General features: G+C 72.7%; 22 protein-coding genes. 8 read left to right on the forward strand and 14 right to left on the reverse strand.

What is annotated here, in order from left to right:
* Positions 1–141: 141 nt before the first annotated feature.
* Positions 142–1,260 carry an AI-2E family transporter gene (locus ACFVDP_RS36795; RefSeq protein ID WP_383499631.1) on the forward strand — a complete coding sequence of 373 codons (1,119 nt, stop codon included), beginning with the start codon at positions 142–144 and terminating at the stop codon, positions 1,258–1,260.
* Here ACFVDP_RS36795 and ACFVDP_RS36800 read toward each other — a convergent pair.
* Entirely contained in the window at positions 1,212–3,437 is a 2,226-nt protein-coding gene (locus ACFVDP_RS36800; RefSeq protein WP_383499634.1) for a SpoIIE family protein phosphatase, read from the reverse strand. The genes ACFVDP_RS36795 and ACFVDP_RS36800 overlap by 49 nt on opposite strands.
* Before the next feature lie 167 nt (positions 3,438–3,604).
* On the opposite strand from ACFVDP_RS36800, the gene aspS reads away from it, so the two are divergent.
* Positions 3,605–5,371 (forward strand): aspartate--tRNA ligase, encoded by a 1,767-nt coding sequence (gene aspS, locus ACFVDP_RS36805; RefSeq protein ID WP_383499637.1) that lies wholly within the window; start codon positions 3,605–3,607, stop codon positions 5,369–5,371.
* Between the two features lie 75 nt (positions 5,372–5,446).
* On the opposite strand, the gene ACFVDP_RS36810 is transcribed toward aspS, so the two are convergent.
* Positions 5,447–6,130 (reverse strand): response regulator, encoded by a 684-nt coding sequence (locus ACFVDP_RS36810; protein WP_383499640.1) that lies wholly within the window; start codon positions 6,128–6,130, stop codon positions 5,447–5,449.
* Positions 6,127–7,266, reverse strand: a complete 1,140-nt coding sequence (locus ACFVDP_RS36815) for a sensor histidine kinase (protein ID WP_383499644.1) — start codon at positions 7,264–7,266, stop codon at positions 6,127–6,129. The genes ACFVDP_RS36810 and ACFVDP_RS36815 overlap by 4 nt, the downstream gene beginning before the upstream one ends.
* Positions 7,267–7,664: 398 nt before the next feature.
* Here ACFVDP_RS36815 and ACFVDP_RS36820 point away from each other — a divergent pair, with 398 nt between their 5' ends.
* The 3 genes from ACFVDP_RS36820 to ACFVDP_RS36830 are packed head-to-tail and all read left to right on the forward strand — an operon-like array spanning position 7,665 to position 10,788.
* Entirely contained in the window at positions 7,665–8,600 is a 936-nt protein-coding gene (locus tag ACFVDP_RS36820) for an ABC transporter ATP-binding protein (RefSeq protein WP_383499646.1), read from the forward strand.
* Positions 8,597–10,030, forward strand: coding sequence for a hypothetical protein (locus tag ACFVDP_RS36825; RefSeq protein ID WP_383499649.1), 1,434 nt, complete (start codon positions 8,597–8,599; stop codon positions 10,028–10,030). Before ACFVDP_RS36820 ends, ACFVDP_RS36825 begins: the two co-directional genes overlap by 4 nt.
* Positions 10,031–10,038: 8 nt before the next feature.
* Positions 10,039–10,788 (forward strand): hypothetical protein, encoded by a 750-nt coding sequence (locus ACFVDP_RS36830; protein WP_383499652.1) that lies wholly within the window; start codon positions 10,039–10,041, stop codon positions 10,786–10,788.
* A gap of 168 nt (positions 10,789–10,956) precedes the next feature.
* Here ACFVDP_RS36830 and metG read toward each other — a convergent pair whose 3' ends face one another.
* The 3 genes from metG to ACFVDP_RS36845 all read right to left on the reverse strand — a co-directional run bounded on the left by metG (position 10,957) and on the right by ACFVDP_RS36845 (position 15,126).
* Positions 10,957–12,567 carry a methionine--tRNA ligase gene (gene metG / locus ACFVDP_RS36835; protein ID WP_383499655.1) on the reverse strand — a complete coding sequence of 537 codons (1,611 nt, stop codon included), beginning with the start codon at positions 12,565–12,567 and terminating at the stop codon, positions 10,957–10,959.
* A 115-nt stretch (positions 12,568–12,682) separates the two neighbouring features.
* A complete protein-coding gene (locus ACFVDP_RS36840) occupies positions 12,683–14,578 on the reverse strand; it encodes a VWA domain-containing protein (protein ID WP_383499658.1) in 1,896 nt (631 codons plus the stop codon).
* A 269-nt stretch (positions 14,579–14,847) separates the two neighbouring features.
* Complete coding sequence (locus ACFVDP_RS36845; RefSeq protein ID WP_383499660.1) at positions 14,848–15,126, reverse strand: hypothetical protein; 279 nt, start codon at positions 15,124–15,126, stop codon at positions 14,848–14,850.
* Positions 15,127–15,327: 201 nt separating this feature from the next.
* Between ACFVDP_RS36845 and ACFVDP_RS36850 the strand changes: the two genes are divergently transcribed.
* Positions 15,328–15,756, forward strand: coding sequence for a VOC family protein (locus ACFVDP_RS36850; RefSeq protein WP_383499663.1), 429 nt, complete (start codon positions 15,328–15,330; stop codon positions 15,754–15,756).
* Here ACFVDP_RS36850 and ACFVDP_RS36855 read toward each other — a convergent pair.
* The 3 genes from ACFVDP_RS36855 to ACFVDP_RS36865 form a co-directional block, all read right to left on the reverse strand.
* Positions 15,738–17,723, reverse strand: a complete 1,986-nt coding sequence (locus ACFVDP_RS36855; RefSeq protein WP_383499666.1) for an FUSC family protein — start codon at positions 17,721–17,723, stop codon at positions 15,738–15,740. The genes ACFVDP_RS36850 and ACFVDP_RS36855 overlap by 19 nt on opposite strands.
* 264 nt (positions 17,724–17,987) lie before the next feature.
* Positions 17,988–18,491: a hypothetical protein gene (locus ACFVDP_RS36860; RefSeq protein WP_383499669.1), complete on the reverse strand. Its 504-nt coding sequence runs from the start codon at positions 18,489–18,491 to the stop codon at positions 17,988–17,990.
* Positions 18,488–19,408 carry a hypothetical protein gene (locus tag ACFVDP_RS36865; RefSeq protein WP_383499673.1) on the reverse strand — a complete coding sequence of 307 codons (921 nt, stop codon included), beginning with the start codon at positions 19,406–19,408 and terminating at the stop codon, positions 18,488–18,490. Before ACFVDP_RS36865 ends, ACFVDP_RS36860 begins: the two co-directional genes overlap by 4 nt.
* Positions 19,409–19,552: 144 nt before the next feature.
* Between ACFVDP_RS36865 and ACFVDP_RS36870 the strand changes: the two genes are divergently transcribed.
* Positions 19,553–19,993 (forward strand): SH3 domain-containing protein, encoded by a 441-nt coding sequence (locus ACFVDP_RS36870; protein WP_383499676.1) that lies wholly within the window; start codon positions 19,553–19,555, stop codon positions 19,991–19,993.
* Positions 19,994–20,077: 84 nt separating this feature from the next.
* On the opposite strand, the gene ACFVDP_RS36875 is transcribed toward ACFVDP_RS36870, so the two are convergent.
* Positions 20,078–20,482 carry a hypothetical protein gene (locus ACFVDP_RS36875; RefSeq protein WP_383499679.1) on the reverse strand — a complete coding sequence of 135 codons (405 nt, stop codon included), beginning with the start codon at positions 20,480–20,482 and terminating at the stop codon, positions 20,078–20,080.
* Positions 20,483–20,584: 102 nt separating this feature from the next.
* Here ACFVDP_RS36875 and ACFVDP_RS36880 point away from each other — a divergent pair, with 102 nt between their 5' ends.
* Positions 20,585–21,226, forward strand: coding sequence for an NAD(P)-dependent oxidoreductase (locus ACFVDP_RS36880; protein WP_383499682.1), 642 nt, complete (start codon positions 20,585–20,587; stop codon positions 21,224–21,226).
* On the opposite strand, the gene ACFVDP_RS36885 is transcribed toward ACFVDP_RS36880, so the two are convergent.
* From ACFVDP_RS36885 to ACFVDP_RS36900, 4 genes are all read right to left on the reverse strand, one after another.
* The gene (locus tag ACFVDP_RS36885; protein WP_383499685.1) at positions 21,154–22,446 is read right to left on the reverse strand and encodes a PP2C family protein-serine/threonine phosphatase; all 1,293 of its coding nucleotides are present in this window, start codon (positions 22,444–22,446) and stop codon (positions 21,154–21,156) included. The two genes, ACFVDP_RS36880 and ACFVDP_RS36885, sit on opposite strands and share 73 nt — an antisense overlap.
* A 104-nt stretch (positions 22,447–22,550) precedes the next feature.
* Entirely contained in the window at positions 22,551–23,939 is a 1,389-nt protein-coding gene (locus tag ACFVDP_RS36890) for a helix-turn-helix domain-containing protein (protein WP_383499687.1), read from the reverse strand.
* A 24-nt stretch (positions 23,940–23,963) separates the two neighbouring features.
* Positions 23,964–24,788, reverse strand: coding sequence for a ParB/RepB/Spo0J family partition protein (locus tag ACFVDP_RS36895; protein ID WP_383499690.1), 825 nt, complete (start codon positions 24,786–24,788; stop codon positions 23,964–23,966).
* Positions 24,788–25,606: a ParA family protein gene (locus tag ACFVDP_RS36900; protein ID WP_383499693.1), complete on the reverse strand. Its 819-nt coding sequence runs from the start codon at positions 25,604–25,606 to the stop codon at positions 24,788–24,790. The genes ACFVDP_RS36895 and ACFVDP_RS36900 overlap by 1 nt, the downstream gene beginning before the upstream one ends.
* Positions 25,607–25,697 lie beyond the last annotated feature (91 nt).

The following is a 25,697-nucleotide window of genomic DNA, read 5'->3' on the forward strand; positions in this document are numbered from 1 at the left end:
GCATTCCTTCTACCCCCCCCAGCCTTCCCTCTTGTTTTTCCCCCCCACCATGGACTGTCCCCCACACACCACCCAACACCCCCCCCCCCTCTTCCCCCCCCCCGGAGGGTCGGGCCCACGCGCGCGTGATGGCCTGGGAGGGTGCAGACGAGCCGAGAGTCCCAGGACCCGCCCCCGGGAGCGCCCGCGGGCACACCCCTGCTGCCCGAGGCGGTCCGGCGCGCCGCCGCCTGGTGCACGGTGGCCCTGCTCGTCACCGGGGTCGCCGCCGTCGCCGTCTGGCTCTGCATCGTCTTCAAGTCGGCGGTCACCCCGGTCCTGCTCGCCCTGCTCGGCACCGCGCTGCTCGCGCCCGTCTTCGAATGGCTGAACCGGCGCAAGGTGCCGCGCGCGCTCTCCGCCGCGCTGACCTGCGTCGCCCTGGTCGCCGTCGTCGGCGGTGCCGGGTACATCGTGGTCAAGGCGCTCATCGACACCGGCGACCAGATCGTCGACTCCGTGCAGGACGCGGGCGACTGGATCCGCGCGCACTTCGGGATCAGCGGCGCCGACGACCTCGGCAACGTCGCCGACAACGCCAAGAGCCTGCTCACCAAATGGGGATCCAGCCTGGCCGGCGGCGTGCTCACCGGGCTCTCCGTGATCGGCTCGCTCCTGGCGACCTCCGTGCTCGCGCTGCTGCTCACGTTCTTCTTCCTCAAGGACTCCGACCGCGCCGCGGGCCTCGCCTACGCCGTCGCCCCGCGCGGTGCCGGTGAGGTCATCGAGGCGATGGGCCGCCGGGCCTTCGAGGCGATCTCGGGCTTCATGCGCGGGACGACCTTCATCGCGCTCATCGACGCCCTGTGCATCACCGTCGGCCTGCTGATCCTGCGGGTGCCGGGCGCGGTGGGCCTGGGCGCGCTCGTCTTCGTCGGCGCCTACATCCCCTACCTGGGCGCCACCATCTCCGGCGCCGTCGCCGTCCTCGTCGCACTCGCCGACCGGGGCTTCGTCATCGCCCTGTGGGCGCTCGGCGTGATCCTCGCGGTGCAGCAGCTGGAGGGGCACATCCTCCAGCCGATGATCCAGTCGCGCACGGTGCAGATGCATCCGGCGCTGGTGATGCTGGCGATCGCCGCGGGGGCCTCCGTCGCCGGCATCCTCGGGATGCTGCTCGCGGTGCCGCTGACGGCGGCCGCGTTCGGCATCATCGGGGAGCTGAAGGGGCGTTACGCGAGCTCGTCGGAGCCGGCTGTTTCACGTGAAACCGCCGATTGAGTGATATCCGGCCCAGAGACGCCCGGCCCAGAGACGCCCGGCCCAGAGAGGTCCGGCTCGGTGATGTCCGCCGCGTCCGGGCCCGACGGCTCGTACAGCTCGAACCAGATGCTCTTGCCCTCGCCCCGCGGGTCGACGCCCCACTTCTGGGCGAGCAGCTCCATCAGCACCAACCCTCGTCCGGATGAGGCGAGTTCGCCCGGCCTGCGCTTGTGCGGCAGGTTGTCCGAGGCGTCCGCGACCTCCACCCGCAGCCGGCGCGGCCCCTCGCAGCCCCGGCCGACCTCGGCGACCATCAGCGCGTCGCCGTCGGTGTGCACCAGGACGTTGGTGACCATCTCGGAGACCATCAGCACCGCCGAGTCGATCTGGTCGTCGTCGGCCCAGTCGTGCAGCAGCTCGCGCAGTTGCTGACGGGCGACGGCGATCCGCTCCGGCTCGGCCTGCGCGATGGTCATCGCGGTGCGCCGGGCGGTGACGGGCACCCGCGACTCGGTCGCGCGGCGCAGCAGGAGCAGCGCTATGTCGTCCTCGCGGCGGTCCGCGAGCGGGCCCGTGGTGTGGTGCGAGGACGGCCCGTGGACCGCCTGGACGAGGGCGTCCGCCAGCAGTTCCAGGTCGTCGGCGGGGAGCTTCTCCAGCGTCGTACGGATCCGGGCCCAGCCCGAGTCGAGATCGTGCCCGCCCGTCTCGATGAGGCCGTCCGTGCAGATCAGCAGTGTCTCGGAGGGTTCGAGGGCGAGCCGCGTCGTCGGGTAGTCGGCGTCCGGGTCGATGCCGAGCGGCAGGCCGCCGGCGGTCGGACGCATCATCACCGTGCCGTCGGCGGTGCGTATCGCGGGGTCCGGGTGGCCCGCGCGGGCGATCTCCAGGGTGCCGGTGACCGGGTCGGCCTCGACGTACAGGCAGGTCGCGAAGCGCAGGTCCGCCGTGTCGGCGGAGTCGGCGGTGATCCCGTACAGGAAGCGGGAGGCGCGGGAGAGGACCGCGTCGGGGCCGTGGCCCTCGGACGCGTAGGCGCGCAGCGCGATCCGCAGCTGGCCCATGAGGCCCGCGGCCTGCACGTCATGGCCCTGTACGTCGCCGATGACCAGGGCGATCCGGCCGCTGGGCAGCGGGATCATGTCGTACCAGTCGCCGCCGACCTGGAGGCCGCCGCCGGTCGGGACGTAGCGGGCCGCGATGGTCATGCCGGGGATCTCGGGGCCGATCGAGGGCAGCATCGACTTCTGGAGGCCGTCGGTCAGCTCGCGCTCCGACTCGGCGACCCCGGCCCGGGAGAGGGCCTGCGCCAGCATGCGGGCGACGGTGGTCAGCACCGAGCGCTCGTCGGGGGTGAAGGTGACCCGGTAGGCGAAGCCCGCCATCCACGCGCCGATGGTGCGGCCCGCGACGATGAGCGGCAGGAACGCCCAGGACTGGCGGTTGAAGCCGGCGGCGAGCGGCCAGGCCGCCGGATAGCGGCTCCGGTACTCCTCGGGGGCGGAGAGGTAGACGGCGCGGCCGGTGCGGCAGACCTCGGCCGCCGGATAGTCCGTGGCCAGGTCCATGTCGGTGAAGGGGCCCTCGGCGCCTGGCTTGTGCCCGTGGTGGCCGATGACGGTGAGCCGGTCGCCCGCGACGCCGAACACGGCGAGGCCGTCGGGCGAGAACCCCGGCATCGACAGACCGGCCGCGACCCGCATCACCTCGGCCGTGGAGTCGGCCTCGGCCAGCGCGCGGCCCGCGTCCAGCAGGAACGCCTCGCGGGAGCGCCGCCAGTCGCCGGTGACGGGGGTGCGGGAGGAGGCGCCGGGCGGCGGCTCGGCGACCTCCTGGAGGGTGCCGATCAGCTCGAACACGTCCGGGGCGTCGCCGTGCACTATCGGCTTGGAGCGGCTGCGCACGGTACGGACGACATGGCCCCGGTCGTCCATGATGCGCAGCCGGGCCTCGGCGAGGGTGCCCTCGGCGACGGCGAGACGGATGATGCCGTCGATCTCGTTCCAGTCGACCGGGTGGAAACGGGCGCGCGCACCGGCCTCCGTGAGGGTCGTCGTCCGTGCGGGCAGCCCGATGAGGCGGGCGGCCTCCGCGTCGAAGGTGACGGTGCCCGCCCGGTTGTCCCAGCGCCACAGGCCGGTCGCGAGTGCGGCGAGGACGTCCTCCACCGGAGGGAGGGGGTCACCAGTGCGCATTGCTCCACTCTATGAAGAGGTGATCGAGAACTGCCACCGAGAGCCGGGGTCCGCGGCTGTCCCCCGGATGGGCGCGGCCGCCGAGCGGTGGTCGGGCGGCCGGTACCCTTGGGGAGATCCGGGTTGTCTCCCCGGGAACCCCAAGCGCAAAGGCTGGATGAACGACGATGCATCGGTACAGGTCCCACACCTGCGGCGAGCTCCGCGCCTCTGACGTCGGCTCCGACGTCCGGCTGAGCGGCTGGCTGCACAATCGCCGAGACCTGGGCGGCATCCTCTTCATCGATCTGCGCGACCACTACGGCATCACGCAGCTCGTCGCCCGCCCGGGCACGAAGGCCGCCGAGGTCCTGGACAAGCTCACCAAGGAGACCGTCGTCCGCGTGGACGGCAAGGTCGTCTCCCGCGGCGCGGACAACGTGAACGGCGAGCTGCCCACCGGCGAGATCGAGATCGAGGCCGCCGAGGTCGAGGTCCTGGGCGCGGCCCAGCAGATCCCCTTCACGATCAACGCGGACGACGGGGTGAACGAGGAGCGGCGCCTGGAGTACCGCTTCCTCGACCTGCGCCGCGAGCGCATGCACAGGAACATCATGCTGCGCAGCGCGGTCATCGCCTCGATCCGCTCGAAGATGGTCGCCCTCGGCTTCAACGAGATGGCGACGCCGATCCTCGCCGCGACCTCCCCCGAGGGCGCCCGCGACTTCGTCGTCCCCTCCCGTCTGAACCCCGGCAAGTTCTACGCGCTGCCGCAGGCCCCGCAGCAGTTCAAGCAGCTGCTGATGATCTCGGGCTTCGACCGCTACTTCCAGATCGCGCCGTGCTTCCGCGACGAGGACGCGCGCGCGGACCGCTCGCCGGGCGAGTTCTACCAGCTCGACGTCGAGATGAGCTTCGTGGAGCAGGAAGACGTCTTCCAGCCCATCGAGAAGCTCATGACGGAGATCTTCACGGAGTTCGGCGGCGGCCGCGAGGTCACGTCCCCGTTCCCGCGGATCCCGTTCCGCGAGTCGATGCTGAAGTACGGCAACGACAAGCCGGACCTGCGCGCCAAGCTGGAGCTCGTCGACATCACCGACGTGTTCGAGGGCTCGGAGTTCAAGGCGTTCGCGGGCAAGCACGTGCGCGCCCTGCCGGTGCCGGACACCGCCTCGCAGTCCCGCAAGTTCTTCGACGGCCTCGGTGCCTACGCGGTCGAGCAGGGCGCCAAGGGCTTGGCCTGGATCCGGGTCGGCGAGGACGGCGCGTTCGCGGGCCCGATCGCGAAGTTCCTCACCGAGGAGAACATGAAGGTCCTCACCGAGCGCCTCGGCCTCAAGGCCGGCCACGCCGTGTTCTTCGGCGCGGGCGAGTTCGACGAGGTCTCCAAGATCATGAGCGCCGTCCGGGTCGAGGCCGCCAAGCGTGCCGGGCACTTCGAAGAGGGCGTCTTCCGCTTCTGCTGGATCGTCGACTTCCCGATGTACGAGAAGGACGAGGAGACCGGCAAGATCGACTTCTCCCACAACCCCTTCTCCATGCCGCAGGGCGGTATGCAGGACCTGGAGGAGAAGGACCCCCTCGACATCCTGGCCTGGCAGTACGACATCGTGTGCAACGGCATCGAGCTGTCCTCCGGCGCGATCCGGAACCACGAGCCCGACATCATGCTCAAGGCGTTCGAGATCGCGGGCTACGAGGCCGAGACGGTCGAGGCCGAGTTCGCGGGCATGCTCCGCGCGTTCCGCTTCGGCGCCCCGCCGCACGGGGGGATCGCCCCCGGCGTCGACCGCATCGTCATGCTCCTCGCCGACGAGCCGAACATCCGGGAGACCATCTCCTTCCCGCTGAACGGCAACGCGCAGGACCTGATGATGGGCGCCCCGACCGAGCTGGACGAGACGCGCCTGCGCGAGCTCAACATCCAGCTGCGCAAGCCGGTCGAGAAGAAGTAGCACCTGGTGTGACCTGAAGGGGCCCGGAACCGTTCGTCGGTTCCGGGCCCCTGGCGTTCGCTGTGGACGGCCGCCTCACCCCGAGCGCGGCACCACGATCCCCGACTCGTACGCGGCCACCACCGCCTGCGCCCGGTCGCGCACCCCTAGCTTGGCGAGCACCCGGCTGACGTGGGTCTTCACGGTCTCCCCGCCCACCACGAGCCGTACCGCGATCTCCTGGTTGGACAGTCCCTCGGCGATCAGCCGCAGCACCTCGCGCTCGCGCGGGGTCAGGGCGTCGACGGCGCGGGCCTGTTCGGGCAGCGCGCGCGGGCGCAGCCGGGTGAACTCGGCGATGAGGCGCCGGGTGACGGTCGGCGCGAGCAGCGCCTCGCCCGCCGCGACCACCCGGACCGCCTCGAAGAGCCGCTCGGCCTGCATGTCCTTGAGCAGGAAGCCGCTGGCCCCGGCCGCGAGGGCGTCGTACACGTACTCGTCGAGGTCGAAGGTCGTCAGCATCACGACGCGCACGTCCGGCTGCTCGCGGGTGATGCGGCGGGTGGCCTCGATGCCGTCCATGCCCGGCATCCGTACGTCCATCAGGACCAGGTCGGGGCGGACGGCACGGCACACGCGGACGGCGTCGGCGCCGTCGCTCGCGCTGCCGACGACCGTGAGGTCGGGGCGGCTGTCGAGGAGGGCGCCGAATCCGGCCCGTACGACGTCCTGGTCGTCGGCGACGACGATGCGGATGCCGGGGGAGTTCCCGTCGCTCATGCGCCGGGGCTCCGTACGGGCAGGGTCGCCGTCACCAGGAAACCGCCGGCCGGGGCCGGGCCCGCGTGCAGGGTGCCGCCCGCCATGGCGGTGCGCTCGCGCATGCCGAGCAGGCCGTGTCCGGCCGCCCCCTCGGGGGTGCCGCCCGGCCCGCAGTCGCGTATCCGGAGTCTCAACTCGTCCTCCTTGTAGTGGAGTTCCACGTCGACCGCGACGCCGTGCGCATGGCGGCGGGCGTTCGTCAGTGCTTCCTGGACGATGCGGTACGCGGTCAGTTCCAGGCCCGGATCGAGCGGGGTGACGGGCCCGCGCACGATGAGCCGGATCGCGCCGCCGGACGTTTCGCGGGCCTCGTCCACGAGCGTGAGGAGCTGGTCGAGGCCGGGCTGCGGGGTCCGGGCGCGGACGGCTTCCTCGGGCACGTCCTCGCGCAGCACGCCGAGCAGGCGGCGCATCTCGGTGAGCGCGAGCCGCGCCGTGTCACCGATCGCCAGGAACTTCTCCGCGCCCTCGGACGGCAGCCCCGGCGTCGTGTAGCGGGCCGTCTCCGCCTGCACCGAGATCGTCGAGATGTGGTGGGCGACGATGTCGTGCAACTCCCGTGCGATCCGCGCCCGTTCGCCGAGCGCGGCGTGCGCGAGGGCGGTGTCGGCGTACGCCCAGTCGGCCGCGGCGCGGCGGGCCTTCGCGGCCCGGGTGCGGTGGGCGTGGCCCGCGGTGAGCGCGGTGCCGGCACCGACGAGCAGAGCGGTGCCGTACGCGCCGCCGGCCAGCGCGTAGCCGGCGAAGGGGACGGCGAACGCGGTGGTGGTGCGGCCCGGCAGGCGCCGCCCCACCGTGTACAGGACGGTGGCCAGCACCGGGAGGCCGGAGACCAGGAGCCGGTCGTACGTGAGCGGGGTGAGCAGCGTCGCCGCCGTCACGGTCACGGCGGTGAGCAGGAGCTGGGTGTGCAGGAAGGCGAGCGGGACGGTGGCGCCGAGGGCCAGCGCCAGCAGGCCGAGGAGGCTGTCGGAGGGGACGGTGGGGCCCGGGGCGAGGATTTCTGTCAGGGCCAGGGCGGTGACGGTTGCTGCCGCGGTCAGCGGGAGGTCGGGGTGGGTCAGGGTTCTCCGGGCGGTTGCGGTCCCCTTCATGCCGGTCATTATCGGGGGGTGTCGGGTGGGTGGGCGTCACCCTGCGGGGGGAGGGGGACGGTTGTCGGTCGGGTGCGGGCTGCGTCGTGGCTGGTCGCGCAGTTCCCCGCGCCCCTGAAGCGAGCTGCGCTCGCCCTGGTTCGTGGTCGGGTGCGGGCCGGTGGCCGCTTCTCGCGCAGTTCCCCGTGCCCCTGGAGATGCGCACTGCGTGCGCCATCTCCATCAAGGGGAGGCGGCGCGCAGCGCACGCCTCAGGGGCGCGGGGAACTGCGCGACCAGCCCCCACCGGCCCGCGGACGAAGGTCTGCCGGGCTCCCCCTGCCGGGGGACCCGGGCGGGGTGGAAAGCGCGCTGTGGTGGGACGCGGGGTGGTGGGGGTGGTGCCTACCTTCTGGGGCATGACCGATGACATGAAGGGCCCGGCCGTCGAGGCCCGGGGACTGTGCAAGCGGTACGGCGGGGACATCGCCGTCGACGAGCTGAGTTTCACGGTGCTGCCGGGGCGGGTGACCGGGTTCGTGGGGCCCAACGGGGCCGGGAAGTCCACCACGTTGCGGATGCTGCTCGGGCTCGACGCGCCCGACAGCGGTACGGCGCTGATCGGCGGAAAGCCGTACACCGAGCTCGACGAACCGCTCGCCACCGTCGGGGCGCTGCTCGACTGCGAGGCGCTGCATCCGGGACGCCGGGCCCGTGACCATCTGCTCTGGCTGGCCCACTACAGCGGATTCCCGGCCCGCCGCGTCGACCTCGTCCTCGACCAGGTCGGCCTGGCCCCGGCCGCGAAGAAACGCGCCGGAGGCTTCTCCCTCGGCATGCGGCAACGGCTCGGCATCGCGGCCGCGCTGCTCGGCGACCCGCCCGTGCTGATCCTCGACGAGCCGGTCAACGGGCTCGACCCCGAAGGCGTCCAATGGATCCGCCGCTTCCTCAAGTCCCTTGCCGCGGAAGGCCGCACGGTGCTCGTCTCCTCCCACCTGATGAGCGAGCTGGAGGACACCGCCGACCATCTCCTCGTGATCGGCCGCGGCCGGCTGCTCGCCGACACCGATGTCGGTGAGCTGCTCGACGAGGTCTCCGGCGAGCGCGTCGCCCTGCGCACGTCCCGGCGCGCCGAGGCGATGACGGTGCTCAGCGCCGCCGGGGCCACGGTCGTCGTGAACGGTCCCGAGTCCCTCACGGTCACCGGGCCGACCGCGCAGAAGGTCGCGGAACTCCTCGGCGCGCAGGCCATACCGTTCTCCGAACTCTCACGGCACCGGGCCACGCTGGAAGAGGCGTACATGGAACTGACCTCCAGCAGCGCCGAGTTCACCGCTCGGGAGGCGTCATGAGCGGCCCGGTGCGGGCGCTGCGCGCCGAGTGGACCAAGCTGCGTTCCGTGCGCAGCACCGCCTTCGCGCTGATCGCCATGGTCGGCCTGCTGCTGTTGATGACCATCGCCTCGGCGAGCGGCAGCAGCACCAGCTACGACGGGCCGAAGGCGTACGACACCCTGACCTTCGCCCACCGGACGACCACGACCGGCGACGGCACGTACACCGCCCGCGTCGCGAGCCAGAAGAACAGCTCCCCCTGGGCCAAGGCGGGACTGCTGCTCAAGGACGGCACGAAGAGCGGATCCTCGTACGCCGCCCTGATGGTGACCCCCGGACACGGGGTGCGCATGATGACCGACAGCAAGCACGAGCTGGTCGGCGACAGCGACGTCAAGGCGCCGGTCCGGCTGCGCATGACCCGCGCGGGCCAGCGGGTCACCGGTGCCTGGTCGGCCGACGGCCGCACCTGGCACACCCTCGGCACCCTGACCGTGGCGGATCTGCCGGCGACGGGCGCCGAGGCCGGCGTCTTCGTCACCTCGCCGAAGCGCTCGGTCGAGAAGCGGACCGGCCCCACCGAGATCTCGGCCCATCCCGTGCCGACGACGGGCCGGGCCACCTTCGACCACGTCACCATGCCCGTAGGTCAGAGGAGTTGGTCTCGTACGGACATCGTGCAGCCGCCCGAGAAGTCCGAACCACCGATGGACGAACCCGCCCCCGGCACCCTCCACCGCGCCGCCTCCGGCGCCCTCACCGTCACCGGCAGCGGTGACCTCGGCGGCCTCGGCATGGCCGGGGTCGGCGCGGGGCCCGGCGTCGACCTCGTCAAGCAGTCCCTGGACGACGGCACCCAGCTCGCCACGCTCGCGGTGATCGCGCTCGGCGTCCTGTTCGTCACCTCCGAGTACAAGACCGGCACCCTACGGACGACGTTCACGGCGAGCCCGCGCCGCGGCCGGGTCCTCGCCGCGAAGGCCGCGGTGCTCGGCGGGGCCGTCTTCGTGGTCGCGCTGCCGGCCACGGTGGCCGCGTTCCTCCTGGCCCGCCCCTACCAGCGCGACAACGGCTTCCGGCCGCCCCTCTTCGACAATCCGTCCCTCACCGACCCCGCCGGCATCCGCGCGGTCGTCGGCAGCGCCGCCTTCCTCGCCCTGATCGCGGTACTCAGCCTGGGCGTCGGCGCGCTGCTGCGCCGCACGGTCCCGGCGATCGTCCTCATGTTCATGGCCGTGGTGGTGCTGCCCCTCGTGGCCGCGACCACCTCCATCGCCCTCGGCGACTTCGTCAGCAGCGCGACTCCGGTGGCCGGCATGGCGATCCAGCAGACGGTGCACCTCATCGACAGCGCCACCACCCCCTGGGCGGGCTTCGGGGTCCTGTGCCTGTACGTGGCCGTGGCCCTGGTCGCCGCGCGCTTCAGGCTCGTACGGCGGGACGTATGAGGAGGCGGATGTCCCGCACCCTGCACGGCGAGTGGACCAAACTCCGCACCGTGCCCGGGCAGTTGTGGACCCTGCCCGCACTGCCCCTGGCGATGATCGGCTGCACGGTCCTCGTCGCCACGGCCGCCCACCCGAAGGAGTCGGGGACTCTCGATCCGACGGTGCTGTCCCTGTCCGGCGTCTATGTCGCGCAGACCGTCGCCGTGCTCGTCGCCGTGGCGGTGGTGTCGTCGGAGTACCCGCGCACGATCCGTACGACGCTGCTGGCGAACCCGCGTCGCGGTCAGGTCTTCACGGCGAAGACCCTGCTGGTCGCGGGGGCGGTCGGGGCGCTCTCGGTCCCGGCGGTGGCGCTGTCGCTGCTGGCCGGGCGGCGCACGCTCGACCAGGTCTCCCAACTCCCGCTGTCGTCGGGCGTGGTGTGGCGGGCGACGTCCGGTACGGCCGTCTATCTGCTGCTCACCGCGCTGCTGGCCGCGGGGATCGCCCTGATCGTGCGGCACGCGGCGGCCGCGGTGGGCGTGGCGCTGGCGCTGCTGTACGGCCCGTACCTGGCGATCCTCATCATCAAGATGCCGGACCACGTCCTGCACACCATCCAGAAGGCGTCCCCCATGACGGCCGGCCTCGCGGTACAGACGGCCACAGGCACCGGCACGGCACCGCTGTCCCCGGGCGAGGGGCTTGCGGTGCTGGCGGGGTACGCCGGGGCGGCCCTGACGGCGGGATGGCTGGTGCTGCGGGTGCGGGACGCCTGAGGCCCGTGCCCGGTTGGGGTGACGCGCGCCGTGACCCCGGGACACCCGTGGCGGAGCCGGTCGGCATCGGGCTGGACGCCGAGCCGCTCAAGGAGTGGGCGGGCTGAGCGGCCCTTGATGTGACAGCGGCCCGGGACCGTACCGGTCCCGGGCCGCCCTCATGTCTGCCTACTTGTCCTTCTTCGGGTCCTCCAAGCGCGGGAAGAGCACCGCGCCCTTCGTCACCGTGGCACCGACCGGGAGCTGACCCCAGGTGCCGGCCGACTGGACCTGCTGGTCGGCGAGGGCGCCCAGGGACGGCTCGGCGCCCAGGGAGTCCCAGAGCGCGGCCGAGGTCTCCGGCATGACCGGGTTCAGGAGCACGGCGACCGCGCGGAGCGACTCGGCGGCCGTGTACAGGATCGTCGCGAGGCGGGCCTGGCCCTCCTCCGACGTGTCCTTGGCGACCTTCCAGGGCTCCTGCTCCGTGATGTAGCCGTTGACCTGCTTCACGAAGTCGAAGATCGCCAGGATGCCGCCCTGGAAGTCCAGCTCCTCGCCGATCTTCCGGTCGGCCTCGGCGACGGCCTTGGCCAGGCCGTCCTGGACGGCCTGCTCGGCCTCGCCCGCGGCGGTGGCCTCCGGCAGCGCGCCGCCGAAGTACTTGCCGACCATGGCGGCCACGCGGGAGGCGAGGTTGCCGTAGTCGTTGGCCAGCTCGGACGTGTAGCGGGCGGTGAAGTCCTCCCACGAGAACGAGCCGTCGCTGCCGAACGCGATCGCGCGCAGGAAGTACCAGCGGTACGCGTCCACGCCGAAGTGCGAGGTCAGGTCCTGCGGCTTGATGCCCGTCAGGTTCGACTTCGACATCTTCTCGCCGCCGACCATCAGCCACCCGTTGGCCGCGACCCGGCCGGGGACCGGCAGGCCCTGCGCCATCAGCATGGCGGGCCAGATGACGGCGTGGAAGCGGAGGATGTCCTTGCCGACCAGGTGCACGTTCGCCGGGAACGTCTCGTCGAACTTCTCCTGGTTCGCGCCGTAGCCCACGGCCGTCGCGTAGTTCAGGAGCGCGTCGACCCACACGTAGATGACGTGCTTGTCGTCCCACGGGACCGGGACGCCCCAGTCGAACGTCGAGCGCGAGATGGACAGGTCCTGGAGGCCCTGCTTGACGAAGTTCACGACCTCGTTGCGCGCGGACTCCGGCTGGATGAAGCCGGGGTTCGCCTCGTACAGGGCGAGGAGCTTGTCGCCGTACTCGCTCAGCTTGAAGAAGTAGTTCTCCTCCTTGAGGATCTCCACCGGCTTCTTGTGGATCGGGCACAGCTTCGTGCCGTTCTCGTCCTCGATGAGGTCGCCGGGGAGCTTGTACTCCTCACAGCCGACGCAGTACGGGCCCTCGTAGCCGCCCTTGTAGATCTCACCCTTGTCGTGGAGATCCTGGACGAACTCCTGAACGCGGTCCGTGTGGCGCTTCTCCGTCGTGCGGATGAAGTCGTCGTTCGCGATGTTCAGGTGCTCCCAGAGGGGCTTCCAGGCCTCCTCGACGAGCTTGTCGCACCATTCCTGAGGCGTCACGTCGTTCGCCTCGGCGGTGCGCATGATCTTCTGACCGTGCTCGTCCGTGCCGGTGAGGTACCACACCTTCTCGCCGCGCTGACGGTGCCAGCGCGTGAGCACGTCCCCTGCGACGGTCGTGTAGGCGTGGCCCAGGTGAGGAGCGTCGTTTACGTAATAGATCGGGGTGGAGACGTAGTACGCCTTCGCACCCTGCTTCTCGGTTCCAGTGGCCGCCATGGTCGAAATCCTACTGGCCCGGGGGAGGGCGATTCACCCGCGTTTCAGCGGGTGGACCGCCCCCGTCCGGTTCACCGGTCCTGCGGGGTCCTGCCGTGTCCTACGGGGCTGTGTCCTACGGGCGCCAGGTGGCCAGGACGCCTTCGTACAGCTCGGCGTCGGTCAGCTCCAGCGGGGACTGGCCCGCGTGGAAGTAGCCGGCGTTGTCCGCCTTCAGCTTGCGCAGGTAGTCGAAGCCCTTGGACTCCGGGTCACCGAACGCGACGAACTGGAAGTGCAGCGGGTGGCCCGCCGCCTTCGCGAGGGCCTCGTTCGCCGGGCGCTGCACGTCCGGCGGGCCGTCGGTCTGGAAGACCACCAGGGCGGGCCGGGTCGGGTCGTCCGACTTCTCGTGGTGGGCGACGATCTCCTCGATCGCGCGGTGGTAGCTGGTGCGGCCCATCCGGCCCGCCGCCGCGTTCCACTCGTCGATCCTGCCCTCGTGGCCGTCCGTGTCGAGCGTGAGGTCGCCGGTGGCGTCGATGTCCGTGGAGAAGAACACCGTGTGCACGGTCGGGGTCTCCCGCTCGTCCAGGTGGGCGGCGAGCGCGAGGGTCTGCTCGGCGAGCGCCGCCGCCGATCCGTCCTTGTAGTAAGGCCGCATCGACCCGGACCGGTCGAGCACGAGGTACACGGTGGCCCGCGCGCCGACCAGCCCGTTCTTCTTCAGGGCGGCCCCGGCGGCCTTGTACGCGGCCGAGAGGCCCGGGGCGCGGGTCTTGACGCGGGTGGCCGGGTGAGCGGCCACCGCGTTCGGCTCGGGGGTGGTGTCCGTGGCCTCGGGAGAGGGGGCCTCGGTCGTGACCGCAGTCGTGGCCGCGGCCGTGACGGGTTCGGGCTGCGGCTCGGCGGCGGGCTTCGGCTCGGACTTCGGCTTGGCCTTGGCCTTCGGGGCGGGCGCGGCCTTGGGCTCGGCGGCCGGTTCGGCCTCGGCCTTCGGCTCGGCGATGGGCTCGGCCACGGGGGTGGGAGCGGGCTCGGGCTCGGCGGCCGGGGCTTCGTCGGCGGCTTCGGGCTCGGCGGCCTTCGGCTCCGAGGTGGGCTCGGCCACAGCGGCGGCCTTGGGCTCGGCGGCCTTCGCGGCGGTGGCGGGCTTGGCCTTGGCGGCCCTCTTCTTGGCGGCGGGCTTGGCGGCAGGGGCCTTGGCGGCGGGCTCGACGACCGGCTCGGCCGCGGCTTCCGGCTCGGCCGCGACCTTGGTCTCGGCCTCGGCGGGGGTCTCCGGCGTGGCTTCGGTCTTGGCGTCGGCCTCGGTGGAGGGCTCCGTCTCGGCGTCCGTCACGACGGGGGCCTCGGCCGGTGCCTCGGCGGGGGTCTCCGGCTCGGCCTCGTCCTTGGCCTCGGCCACGGCCGGGGTCTCGGGTGCTGCCTCCGGCGCGGTCTCGGTCTCAGTCTTGGAGTCCGCCTCGGCGGGGGTCTCCGGCTCGGCCTCTGCCTCGACCTGGGCCTCGGCGGGGCTCTCCGGCTCGGCATCGGCCTTCGAGTCGGCCTCGGCCGGTGCCTCGACAGCCGTCTCCGGCTTGGTCTCCGGCTCGGCCTCCGTCTTGGTGTCCGCCTCGGCCGGTGCCTTGGCCGCAGCCTTGGCGCCTGCCTTGGTGCCGGCCTTTGTGCCGGCCTTCTTGTCCGGCTCGGTGGCCGGCTCGGGCTCGCTCGGGGCTGCCGACGGCTCGGTGGTGGAGGCGATGTGTTCGTCGCCGACCGGGCTCGCCGGCTTCGGCACCGAGACGTTGTCGAACGCGGCGGCCACGAGATCGTCGGCCGCGCCGGCCTTCTTCGGGGCGGGGACCTTGGCCGACGCCCCCTTGGCCGGCGCGGACGGCGCGGTGGCCGGAGCGGACGGCGCGGGAACGGTCGGCTCGTCCGCGGCGGCGGCAGCGGGGGCCGGTGCGGCCTCCGGTTCCGGCGCTGCCGCGGCGTCGTCCTTCTTGCGGGACCGCCCGAACGCGTTCCGCAGCAGATCCAGAATGCCCATGTGCGCAACCTTCCGCATGAATTGGTCGAGTTGGTCCCGGCGTCCCTGGAACCCCTGGCCAGGGCGGACACGTAAGGTTAGCCGCCGCCGACGGGGATCTTGGGCAGGGGCGAGCCGATCGACCTCGCCGTATCACCGGCGATCTGCGGTTCTGTGCCCATTGGTGAGGGCGAACGGGCCGCCCCGGACATCCTCCGGTTGCCGTACCGCAACCAACTCGTCTCCCGCGACGGCTTGTTCGGAGCCGTGGAGCGGGAGAGCGCGCTCGGTCAGCGCTCGCTGTCGCGCCGGTACAGGGCGAAGCCCAGACTCGCCGCACCGGTCGCGGCGACACCGGCGCCCGCGGCGATCAGCGCGGAGCGGCTGTTGTCGGACGGGGCCGCGGCCTGCCGGGCGTCGACCGAGCCGTCGCCGGCCGGCGCGACGGCGTAACCCTTCGCGTGGGAGGGGGCGTTGTCCGCGAAGGCCGAGGTGACCGGGAGGGCCAGGGCGGCGACCGCACCGGTGGTGAGGGTGGCGGTACGGAGGAGGTGGCGGGTGGCGCGCATGTCGGTCGTCTCCGTCGTTCGGGCTGGTTGCGGGGCTGCCTTCATGAACGTAGGACGCCGGTCGCGCGGCTTCGTGTGCGTCACCCGTACGTTGTGTAACAGCCGTGCCCGGCGGTGCGGAACCGTCCGAAAGACCCGGCCGAAAGTCCGGGCCGAAGGTCCCGGTGGCGTCCGGCGCCGGGATCGGGGAGGCTCGCGCGCATGGTCTCAGTGGTGCAGAACGTCGCGATCGACTGTGCGGACGCCTATGAACTGGCCCGGTTCTGGAGCGCGGTCACCGGCCGCCCGCTGGACCCGGAGGACGGGCCGGGCGCCCGGGAGACACAGGTGATGCTGGCCGAGGGGCCGGTGCTGTACTTCAACCAGGTGCCCGAGGGGAAGACGGTCAAGAACCGGATCCATCTGTGCCTGCGCCCCGAGACCTCGCGGGACGAGGAGGTGGAGCGGCTGCTCGGCCTCGGGGCCGCGTTCCTGGCCGACCACCGCGCATCCGACGGTTCGGGCTGGGCGATCCTGGCCGATCCCGAGGGCAACGAGTTCTGCGTGCTGCGCAGCGCGTCCGACCGGGCGGCGGGACCGGCGGGACCGTCCGGAGGCGCCGGAGAGGCCTCTCAGCCCGCGGCCGGCTGACCGGCCGTCGGCCCCTCGCCGACACCGATGGCGCGCGCGGCGGCCACTTCCTGGCGTACGTGTTCCAGGACCCCGTCCTGCTCCCCGGTCGCGCCGAAGTCGGCCCGCACCTCCCACAGCACCACCGAACTGCGCAGCCCTTGCGCCAACTCCCGCAGCTGGCCGACCACATGGGTCACCTCGGCCGGGGACGGCGGCGGGAAGCCGTGCCGGACCCGGACCCGCGCCGCGGTCGTCGCGTCCACGATGCGTTCGACGGCGACGACCAGCGGCCACCAGGCCGCCGCCCGTTTCCCCGTCGGCGGCGGTTCGGTGAGCGCCCGCTGGAACTCGGTGCGGACGACGGACAGGTCCCGGTAGAGCCTGCGCCGCATCCGGGCCCGCACGGCGGGATCCTCGGCGGAGCCGAACGCGCACTCCACATAGTCGGCGGCGTCCGCGACGGCGTCGGCGAGCCGGTCGCCGATCCGGGTGTGCCAGCTCTCCGGCCACAGCAGATAGCCCGCGACGAGCGCGATGGCGCAGCCCATCAGGCTGTCGAGCAGCCGGGGCCAGAGCAGCGCGGTGCCCTGGTGGTTGAGGATGTCGGAGAGCAGCAGGATCACCGGGGTGATGGCGGCGGTCTGGAAGCCGTAGCCGCGCGGGGTGAGGGCGGGGATCAGCGGCGCGAGCAGCATCATCACCGGCACGTTCCACCAGCCGATCGGCACCTGGGACAGCACGGCCGCCGCCAGGACCAGGCCCACCGCGGTGCCCACCGCGCGCAGCACGGCCCGCGAGAACACCGACCCGAAGTCCGGCTTCAGGACGAACGTGATGGTCAGCGCCACCCAGTACGAGCGTGGCACCGGCACGATCGACACCAGCGCCTGGGCGAGGCCGATGCACAGCGCGAGGCGCAGTCCGTAGCGCCAGGAGGTCGCGGAGAGCAGGACGTTGCGGGTCGCGCGGCGGGCCCGGACCCGCAGTGCGGCCGGGCGGCCGAGGCGGTCGTCGCTGTCGGATCCGGTGCCGGTGACGTACGTGAAGTCGGCGTCGCCGCGCCGGGAGGCGACCTCGGCGGCGTGCCGCAGGGCGTGGTCGACGGCGCGCGAGGCGGGGCCGTCGGGCTCGGGCAGGTCGAGGGTGCCGACGTCGTCGGGACGGCCCGCGGCGATGGTGTCGGCGAGGTGCCGTACGGCGGCGGGCACGGACGGCGACAGCGGGATCCCGCACTGGTGGGCGGCGGGCGCGGCCTCCACGATGGGCGTGACCGCGTTCAACTCGCTGACCAGGCGGACCAGTTCGGGGTTGCGGCCGTGGGCGAGGGCGCGGCGGGCGAGGACCAGGTCGTAGGACTGGTTCAGGGACTGGGTGACGGCGAGGCGGGTCTCGGCGTAGGCGAGGTCGTCGGTGGCGGCGGCCTCCAGGAGGTTCGCGACGCCGCGGTACGTCGCCGCGACGGCGGCTCGTTCCGGGGCCCCGGCGCGCAGGGGCCAGGCCAGCAGCGCGAGCAGCAGCACCAGCAGGCCGCCGCCGGTCATCAGCAGCGGCGCCAGCCACCACTCGCCGGGCATCGGCAGACCTGCGCCGACCACGCAGTTCAGGAGCAGGAGCAGTCCGGAGACGGAGGCGACCGCGCCGATCGTGGAGATCATTCCGGAGACGAGCGCGACGGCGGTGACGACGGCGACCGCGAGCCAGCCCTGGCCGAACACGGCTGACCCGACGGTCACGCCGATCGCGCCGAACAGCTGGGGTACGGCGATGTTGAAGATCCGCATGCGGTACGCGTCCGCGGTGTCTCCGATGACTCCGGAGAGGCCGCCCATCGCGGCGAGGGCGCCGTAGGTGACGTGGTTCGTGGCGAGGCCTGCCGCGAGGGGGAGTGCCAGTGCCACTGAGGCTCGTGCCACGGCCGGCCAGGGGGTCGGGGCCCGCTGCGGCGTGCTGACCAGCCAGTCGGGAGGGCTGAGACGGGGTGGCATGCCGCCATTATGCGAGGTCTGTGAGTTGCCGGTCGGGTGCGGGCCGGTGGCCTGTTCTCGCGCAGTTCCCCGCGCCCCTTATTGGGTTGTGGTTCGTGTGCGGGCCGGTGGGGGCTGGTCGCGCAGTTCCCCGCGCCCCTGAGATGCGCACTTCGTGCGGCATCTCATCGATGGAGCTGCGCGAAGCGCATGCTCCAGGGGCGCGGGGAACTGCGCGAGAAGCCCCACCGGCCCGCACCCGACCGACAACCCCGGACGGGCGCGTCAGGCGTGGCGGCCCGTGCCCGGGTTGGCCGGGGCCGTGGCCAGGGACCAGATGACGAAGACGCCGATGCCGATGGAGATCACCGACCACACGGGCGCGTACGGCAGGAACATGAAGTACTCCACGATGTACAGCGCGGCGAACCCGATGCCCGCGCCGCGCGCCCAGTCGGCGCCCTTGAGCAGGCCCCAGCCGGTGAGGGCCACGAGGATGCCGATGACGAGGTGGATCCAGCCCCACGCGGTGAGGTTGAAGGCGTACGTGTAGTCGCCGATGCGGCCGTAGACGTCGTCCTTGGCGATGCCCGCGATCCCGTTGAGGATCCCGAGGACCCCGCTGACGAGCATGAGGACACCGGCGAACATGAGGCCGCCGCTCGCCCAGCCGGTGCCGGGCGGCTGTCCGGGGCCCGGGTCGGGGCGCGGCGTGCGGTGCTCCGCCGACCAGGCGGAGTGGGGGCCGGTGCCGGGGCCGGGGCCCGGGTCGGGAGTGGTCTGGCTCATGGGGCACCCTCCTTCTGCGTCATCGGCAGAGTCCCTCCGGGACGGCCCGACGGCATGCCGGGCGCCTCCGAACGGGTGACCCCGCGCCGCCTCCCGAGCCCGAACCGTGCGGTCAGCCAGGCCGCCAGCGCCACGGCGAGCCCCACGCCCACGATCACCCAGGACGCGGTCCGCATCGTCGCGGTGAGCGCGTCGTACACGGCGCCCGCCGCCCCCTCGTCGGCGCTGTCGGCGAGGTCGTTCAGGGTGAGCGAGCGGGCGATGGCCAGCGCGAGCAGCAGCGCGCCCGCGCCGAGCGCCATGCCGATCCCCGTGGCGGTGACCGCGCGCCGGCGGCGTACGGCGAGGGCGAGGCCCGCGACCGCGAACACGACGGCCGCCAACGGCAGCCACAGACCGGCCACTTGCAGCATGTGGAGCCCCTTGCGCAGTGAGTCGAGGTCGTCGGCGGGCAGGATGGTGATCTCGGTGTGGGTGACGGGCAGCTGGGACGCGAACGGCACGTTCTCGTCCTTGAGTTGCTGTTTGACCTGCTCGGTGACGGGCGCCAGGTCGAGGGTGACGGGTCCTGAGCTGTCGTCGTCGATGGCCTGCTGGACGGCGTCGTGGGCGGCCCGGTTGGCGGTGTTCCACGCCTTCTGGAAGGCGGCGGTGCCGGTGAACGAGACGACGGCGTCGTGCAGGTAGTCCTCGACGGTGGACTGGAGCGGGCCCACGTCGAGGTTCTTCATGACCCCGTCGGTGATCGCGTCCGCGACGGCGCTCTGGATGTCCGGCTGGGTGGCGAGCGGCGCCATCGCGGCCACGTAGCGGTCGCTGTCGCCGATCTCGTACTTCGCCCAGGTGGAGAGGGTGCCCAGGGGCACGAGCAGGCAGGCGAGGACGAGCAGCACGGTCGACGGGAGGGTTCGGGTCACCGTTCCAGGCAAGGGCGCGGGGCGGCCGGGCGCGACCGGGATGCCTGCATACGGCCTACGGCGGCCCCTGCGGAAGGCCGACGGCTCCAGTGGTCCATTGGGCCGAACGGGTGTTTCCTGGAGTGGGGAGCTTGGAGGCCGATCATGCGTCGTACGCCCATGGCCCTTGTCGCGTCCGCCCTGCTCACGGGCGGCGTGCTCGCCGTGTCGGCGGCGGCTCCCGCCAGTGCGAACAGCGGTGGCGGAAGCGTCGTCTGGGGCACGGTGGTCTCGTCCACGGACCTCAACCTCCGTTCCGGGCCCAGTACTTCGGCATCCGTCGTCTACCGGATGGCGCCGGGCAGCCAGGACCGTATCGAGTGCGTGACGCACGGATCGTCCGTGCACGGCACCTCGGACTGGTACTGGTTCACCGGTGCCCACGGCTGGGCGAGTGCCGCCTACGTGTCCATCAGCGCCAATCCGCCGGACTGTTCGGGGACGTCGGTGCCCTGCCCGCCGGAGAAGCAGCGGCACGACAACAACAGCCCGAGCAGCTTCTACTTCCGCTCGGACTACCGCGTGGAGTTCGGCGTCACCAACTAGGAGGCAGCAGGAGGCAGTGACAGAGAGGAGGGGGGGGGGGGGGGGGGGCCCCCCCCCCCCCCCCCGCTCCTCTCTGTCCGGCTGTCAGGCCTCCGACGTGTAGAAGCGGTAGTACGTCATCACGAAGACGGCCGACGCGACGATGAGCCCGAGCACGATCGGCCAGAGGACCGCGTCGTTGCCGAGGGAGCGCAGGAAGCCGACGGCGATGCCGGCGAACGCTCCCCAGGTCGCCGCGCGCACCGCGAGATGGCGCCCGGCGAGCTGCCGGGACCACTGGTGGATGCCGAAGCAGAGGGCCGCGACGATGATGCCGGTGACGAAGCCGAGCGCGACGTTGCCGCCGGTGACGCCCTGCCCGAAGCGCTGGATGTTCGCCGCCCAGAAGCCGTAGAGGACGCCGGTGACCGCCGGGACCCATACGGCCGCGCTGGTGAGGGAGAAGCCGGAGGCGGCGCGTCTGGGCGCCGGGGCCGCATGCTGAGCCATGAGGGGCTCCTTTCGTGCGAGGGTCCCCCCGCTCTCCATTGACCTCTTTTGGCGTACGTTGCGCAACATGCGCACCACGGGGCGTCGTGCTTCGCTGTGATCATGTCCCTCAACATCGTGCTGTTCGGAGCCACCGGCATGGTCGGCAGTCGCATCGCCGCGGAGGCCGTGGAGCGCGGCCACAGCGTCACGGCCGTCAGCCGCTCCGGCAGCTCCCCCGTGCCGGGCGTGACGGCGGTCTCGGCGAACCTGACCGATCTCGCGCGGGTGGCGGAGGTGACGGCGGGGCACGACGTGGTGGCCTCCGCGGTGGCGCCGCCGCGCGACGGCAGCAACCCCACGGCGCCGTTCCTGAACATGAACGAGACGCTGGTCGCCGGGGTCCGCAGGGCGGGCCTGGGACGCCTTGTGGTGGTCGGCGGCGCGGGCAGCCTTGAGGTGGCCCCGGGGCAGGCCCTGGCGGACCAGCCGGGCTTCCCGGACGCCTACCTGGGCGAGGCGCTCGCCCACCGGGACGTCCTGGCGTTCCTGCGCACGGTCGACGACCTGGACTGGACGTACATCTCACCGGCGGCGGAGATCGCGCCGGGGGAGCGCACGGGCGAGTTCCGGATCGGCGGCGACCGGCTCATGGTGGACGCCGACGGCAACAGCCGGATCAGCGCCGAGGACTACGCGATCGCCTTCGTCGACGAGGTCGAGCGGGACGGGCACGCGCGCTCGCGCATGTCGGTCGCGTACTGAGACTCCCCGGCGGAACCCGCGGGCTCGTACAGCACCGCGTCCGAGGGCGTCGCGTACGGCTTCACGCGCCCCTCGGTCCGCCGGATGACGGTGATCGCCGTGTCGTCGCTGGGCGGCCCGTGCCGGTGTCCGTGCAGGTCGAAGGCGATACGGCGGAGCAGTTCGGCGGGCGGCGCGTCCGCGGGCAGCCGCTCGACGAGGCCGGGCAGCCGGTCCCGTACGGGGTAGAAGACGCCGTCGTCGTCCCGGCACTCGGTGACGCCGTCGGTGAACAGCACGAGCGTGTCGCCGGCCCGGAACGGCAGCCGCACCGGCTCGGGCAGCTCCGCGCCGAGCGCCCCCATGCCGAGCGGCACGCCGGGCGGCACGTCGGGGGTGTGCACGCGGCCGTCCGCGCCGACGACGAGCGGCGGCTCGTGCCCGAAGTTCACGATGTCCACGGCGTCGAGGCCGGGCGGGAAGTGCAGCAGCAGCGCCGTGGAGAAGGCGTCCGGCAGCTCCTCCTCGCCCATGACCCTGGCCCACGCGCTGTAGCGCTGCATGGCGATCTCCAGGCGCCGGGCCACCTCGCGCACATCGGCCTCGTGGTATCCGGACTCGCGGAACGCGCCGAGCAGTGAGGCCGACGCGGACACGGCCGGAAGTCCCTTGCCGCTGACGTCGCCGAGGACGGCGCGCACGCCGTGCGGGGAGGGCTGGAAGTCGTACCAGTCGCCGCCGACCCGGGCCGCGCGGGCGGCCGGCTGGTAGAAGTCGGCGATGTGCAGGTCGCCGACGTGGTCGGGCAGGGCGCGCATCACGGCCCGCTGGGTGGCCTCCGCGATGTCGACGACGGCCTGGATGCGGGCGTGCTGCTCCTCGCGGCGGCGGGCGATCAGTACGCCGAGCAGTCCGCCGGTGCCGATGAGCAGCGGGCCGAGCACGGCCCAGCCGCCGGACGGGGTGGGTTCGATGATCTGGAGCGTGATGTAGAGGGCGAGCATCACCCCGGTGACCACGGCGGTCGTCATGACCGAGGTCAGGACCCCCACGGCGATCGGCACCAGGCCGAGCAGCGCCCGGGTCCTGAAGTCGGCCGGGGTGGCGAGGCCGAGCGAGACGATGCTGACGACCGACACCAGCGAGACCAGCAGCGCGGCACGCCAGCGGTCCGTGGGGCGCACGGTCGTCCGTGCCGCACGGGTGGGCGAGGTGAAGCTGCTGGAGCCGGAGAAAGGCATACGTGTAAAGGGTCGCGGGGACTTGGTCGCCCGGGGTAGGGCCGAAGGTCCGTACGCCCTTGAGACCCGCGTCTCACACGGGTCGGTGACGGGCCGGTAGCGGGTCAGTGGCGGGGGACGGTCACGAACCGCGAGGTGACGCGCAGGTCCGCCTCGATCCCGGCGGCCGTCGCGCGCAGCGCCTCCGCCCAGGCGGTGCGCTCGCCGCGCCCCCGGTGCGCGGTGACGTCGAGCGCGGAGACGACGCTTCCGTCCCGCCCTCGCAGCGGCACGGCCACCGACCACAGCCCGTCCTCGGGCCCGTCGGCCACGGCCTCGCCGACCTTCCCGGCCAGCACCTCTCCGGCGGCCGTCGCCCCCGCCGGCAGCCGCGTGCCGACGCCGATGTCGACGCTCATCACCCGGCGCGGAGCGACCCGCGCGGTGCACCGCACCCACTCCCCGTCCGCCACCGACAGCCCCACCGACTCACCGAGCGTGTCCGACAGCGCGGCCAGATGGGGCCCGGCGATCCGCGGCACCGTGGTCCGCGACAACGGCGCGCACCCGAGCCCGAGCACGCGCGGGGTGAGCCGATGGACACGGCCGTCCTGACGCACGTACCCCAGATACTCGTAGGTGATGAGCGCCCGCCGGGCACTGGCCCGGGACAGTCCGGCGGCCTCGGCGACCTGGGAGAGCGTCATCGCGGGCCGCTCCCCGCTGAACACGGTGAGCACGGAGAGCCCGCGGGCCAGTGCTTGCACAGGGGCAGATTCAGCCCCTCCGGCGTTTGAGGAGCGGGGCCCGGGGCGGAGCCCCGTGACCTCGGCGTCGTCACGGAGCACCCCCTCCATGTCCCGCACACAAGCCTCCAGAGCCCCCCGAACAACCCCCGGCAGGCCCCGCGCCGAGTGCCGACTCGTATGGCTGACGACGCTCACGGCACACACGACATCCCCGCCGGGCCCGCGTACGGGCACCGCCACAGCGACAAGCCCCGGCTCGACCAGCTGATCGTCCACGGACGGCGAGGCCCCCCGGCGGAACACGATCCCCGGCGCGGATCCCTCCCCGGGCAGCAGATCCCCCACCCGGAAGCTGATCGAAAGGGCCCGCCGCCGCAGCACCTGATGGACGAAGCGGATGTCGTCCCCGTCCGGCACGGCGATGGAGACGGACTCGTCGAGCTCGTCGGCGAGCCGGTCGGCGAGCGGCCCGAGCGGTCCGGGCACCCGCAGCGCGTCGAGGCAGGCGTTGGCGACGGCCATGAGCGGCGGCGCGAGGGAGGCGTCCCGCCCGTCGAGGCGGAGGTATCCGAGGTGGGCGAGGGTCGCGCAGATCCGGTCCACCGTGGAGCGGGCGAGCCCGGTGCCCCGGGCCAGTTCGGCGAGGGCGAGGGTGCCGTCCGCGTCCGTGAGGCGCCGCAGGACGTCGAGACCGCGCATCAGCGGGGCGACGGCCTCGGCGGGCGGCGGCGCGTCCTTCACGGACGGGGACGGCAGATCGAGCACGGGCCAACGGTAAACGGTGGGGGACTACCGTCCGAGCAGCTTCACCACGCGATCCAGCGCCGCCGGGGCGAGATGGCGGCGCAGGGCCTCCACGATCTCCTCCGGCGTCGAGCGGCTGTCGAGTTCGATTACGCCGTAATCGTTGCGGCGGCGCTCGCGCTTCTCCTGGCGGGCCGCGGGGACCGTCGCCCCGGTGACCGGTCCGGGCAGCTCCTGCTCGTCGCGGGGCAGCCGGGCGATGCGCCGGGCGTCCTCGACCGAGACCCGGCCGTCGGCGAGTGCCTCCTGGAGGTCCTCGCGCAGCTTCATCAGGGACAGCCGCTGCGAGATGAACCCCTGGGTCTTGCCGATGCGGGCGGCGACCTGCCGCTGCGAGTAGCCGTACGCGCTGATCAGGCCCTGGATGGCCTGGGCCTGCTCCAGCTCGGTGAGGTCGTCGCGCTGGACGTTCTCGATGAGCGCGTCCTCGTCGGAGCGGGTGGCGTCGTCGCGGACCAGGACGGGCACCTCGTCCAGGCCCGCCAGTTTGGCGGCGGCGAGGCGGCGGTGGCCGTGCAGGACCACGTACGGGGACGGTCCGACCGCGTCCTTGTGGTGCGGGTGGGCGGCGAGGAAGACGGCGGCGGGGACGACGCCCAGGGCCTGGAGGACCCCGCGCTCGCGGACCGTCTCGGCGAGTCCTTCCAGGTCACGGAGTTCGTGGCGCGGGTTGTCGGGGTTCTCGGCGAGTTCGGTGACGCGGACGGTGAGCGGTCTGGTGTCGGGCCGCTTGCGCACCGCCGTCGCCATGGCCGGTTCGCCGTCCTTGGCCGCTGCCAGCAGGGAGGACAGATCGGTCCGGCGGCCCATCAGGCGGTCACCTTCTTCTTGCGGGGCTTGGGTGCGGCCTTCTCGGCAGGGCCGGCGCCGGTCTTCGTCGCGGACTTCGCGCGCGGCTTGCGGGCGGGCTTCGGGATCGCGGCGAGGCCGACCTCCAGGGCGAGGCGGAAGAAGTCCTCGCGGGCCTGGAGGGCGACCTTGTTGGCGCCGTACTGGGTGACGACGAGGCCGTCCGCGCTGGCCCGGGTGTGCAGCTTGTAGTGGCGTACGACGGTGCGGGCGAGCGGCCAGCCCTGGCCCTCGACGAAGGCGCGGGTCTGCTCCAGGTCGGCCTTGCCGTCGCGCGGGTCCCAGTTGTTGATGACGACGCGGAACGGCAGCCCGCGCGGCTTCACGACCTTCTCGATGGTGCGCTGGGTGGGCTGGAAGCCGAGCGGTTCGGGCTCGACGGGCACGATGACGTCGGTGGCGTTGGACAGCACGGCGCGCAGGGCGTCGGCCGCGGCGCCCTTGCCGAGCGGGTCGGCGCCGTCGTCCTCGGAGAGGTCGAGCCAGCCCGGGGTGTCGACGAAGACGTGCTGCGCGGACGGGATGCGGGACAGCGCGGCGAGGCCCGCGAGGTCGTCGTGGGCCTGCACGAAGTCGAAGGGCAGGCCGTCGCCGACGCGCTCGGACCACCACACGGCGGAGCCCTGCGGGTCGATGGAGACGGCGACGACGGGCGGCTGTTCGTCGCCGCCGCCGAGGGGGCCTCCGAGGACGTCGGCCGTCACGGCGGCGAGGTTCACGGCGAGCGTGGACTTTCCGACGCCGCCCTTCTGATTGAGGATCACGTGTACGTGTGCCACGAAAGCTCCCGAACCGGTGTACAGCCGTAGTAACCGGCGTAACCGACGAATTGGGGTAGGGGGTCGTGGTCACTGTGGCAGCGCGGCCGCC

The organism is Streptomyces sp. NPDC057694 (genome assembly GCF_042799415.1).
In the GTDB taxonomy this organism is placed as follows: Bacteria; Actinomycetota; Actinomycetes; order Streptomycetales; family Streptomycetaceae; genus Streptomyces.

Coding starts and splice junctions, on each gene's coding strand:
- ACFVDP_RS36870 (WP_383499676.1), top strand. CDS start 19,553: ATGCGTCGTACGCCCATGGCCCTTGTCGCGTCCGCCCTGCTCACGGGC.
- ACFVDP_RS36830 (WP_383499652.1), top strand. CDS start 10,039: ATGTCCCGCACCCTGCACGGCGAGTGGACCAAACTCCGCACCGTGCCC.
- ACFVDP_RS36875 (WP_383499679.1), bottom strand. CDS start 20,482: ATGGCTCAGCATGCGGCCCCGGCGCCCAGACGCGCCGCCTCCGGCTTC.
- ACFVDP_RS36825 (WP_383499649.1), top strand. CDS start 8,597: ATGAGCGGCCCGGTGCGGGCGCTGCGCGCCGAGTGGACCAAGCTGCGT.
- ACFVDP_RS36800 (WP_383499634.1), bottom strand. CDS start 3,437: ATGCGCACTGGTGACCCCCTCCCTCCGGTGGAGGACGTCCTCGCCGCA.
- ACFVDP_RS36840 (WP_383499658.1), bottom strand. CDS start 14,578: ATGGGCATTCTGGATCTGCTGCGGAACGCGTTCGGGCGGTCCCGCAAG.
- ACFVDP_RS36810 (WP_383499640.1), bottom strand. CDS start 6,130: ATGAGCGACGGGAACTCCCCCGGCATCCGCATCGTCGTCGCCGACGAC.
- ACFVDP_RS36855 (WP_383499666.1), bottom strand. CDS start 17,723: ATGCCACCCCGTCTCAGCCCTCCCGACTGGCTGGTCAGCACGCCGCAG.
- ACFVDP_RS36885 (WP_383499685.1), bottom strand. CDS start 22,446: ATGCCTTTCTCCGGCTCCAGCAGCTTCACCTCGCCCACCCGTGCGGCA.
- aspS (WP_383499637.1), top strand. CDS start 3,605: ATGCATCGGTACAGGTCCCACACCTGCGGCGAGCTCCGCGCCTCTGAC.
- ACFVDP_RS36895 (WP_383499690.1), bottom strand. CDS start 24,788: ATGGGCCGCCGGACCGATCTGTCCTCCCTGCTGGCAGCGGCCAAGGAC.
- ACFVDP_RS36845 (WP_383499660.1), bottom strand. CDS start 15,126: ATGCGCGCCACCCGCCACCTCCTCCGTACCGCCACCCTCACCACCGGT.
- ACFVDP_RS36820 (WP_383499646.1), top strand. CDS start 7,665: ATGACCGATGACATGAAGGGCCCGGCCGTCGAGGCCCGGGGACTGTGC.
- ACFVDP_RS36815 (WP_383499644.1), bottom strand. CDS start 7,266: ATGAAGGGGACCGCAACCGCCCGGAGAACCCTGACCCACCCCGACCTC.
- ACFVDP_RS36880 (WP_383499682.1), top strand. CDS start 20,585: ATGTCCCTCAACATCGTGCTGTTCGGAGCCACCGGCATGGTCGGCAGT.
- ACFVDP_RS36850 (WP_383499663.1), top strand. CDS start 15,328: ATGGTCTCAGTGGTGCAGAACGTCGCGATCGACTGTGCGGACGCCTAT.
- metG (WP_383499655.1), bottom strand. CDS start 12,567: ATGGCGGCCACTGGAACCGAGAAGCAGGGTGCGAAGGCGTACTACGTC.
- ACFVDP_RS36860 (WP_383499669.1), bottom strand. CDS start 18,491: ATGAGCCAGACCACTCCCGACCCGGGCCCCGGCCCCGGCACCGGCCCC.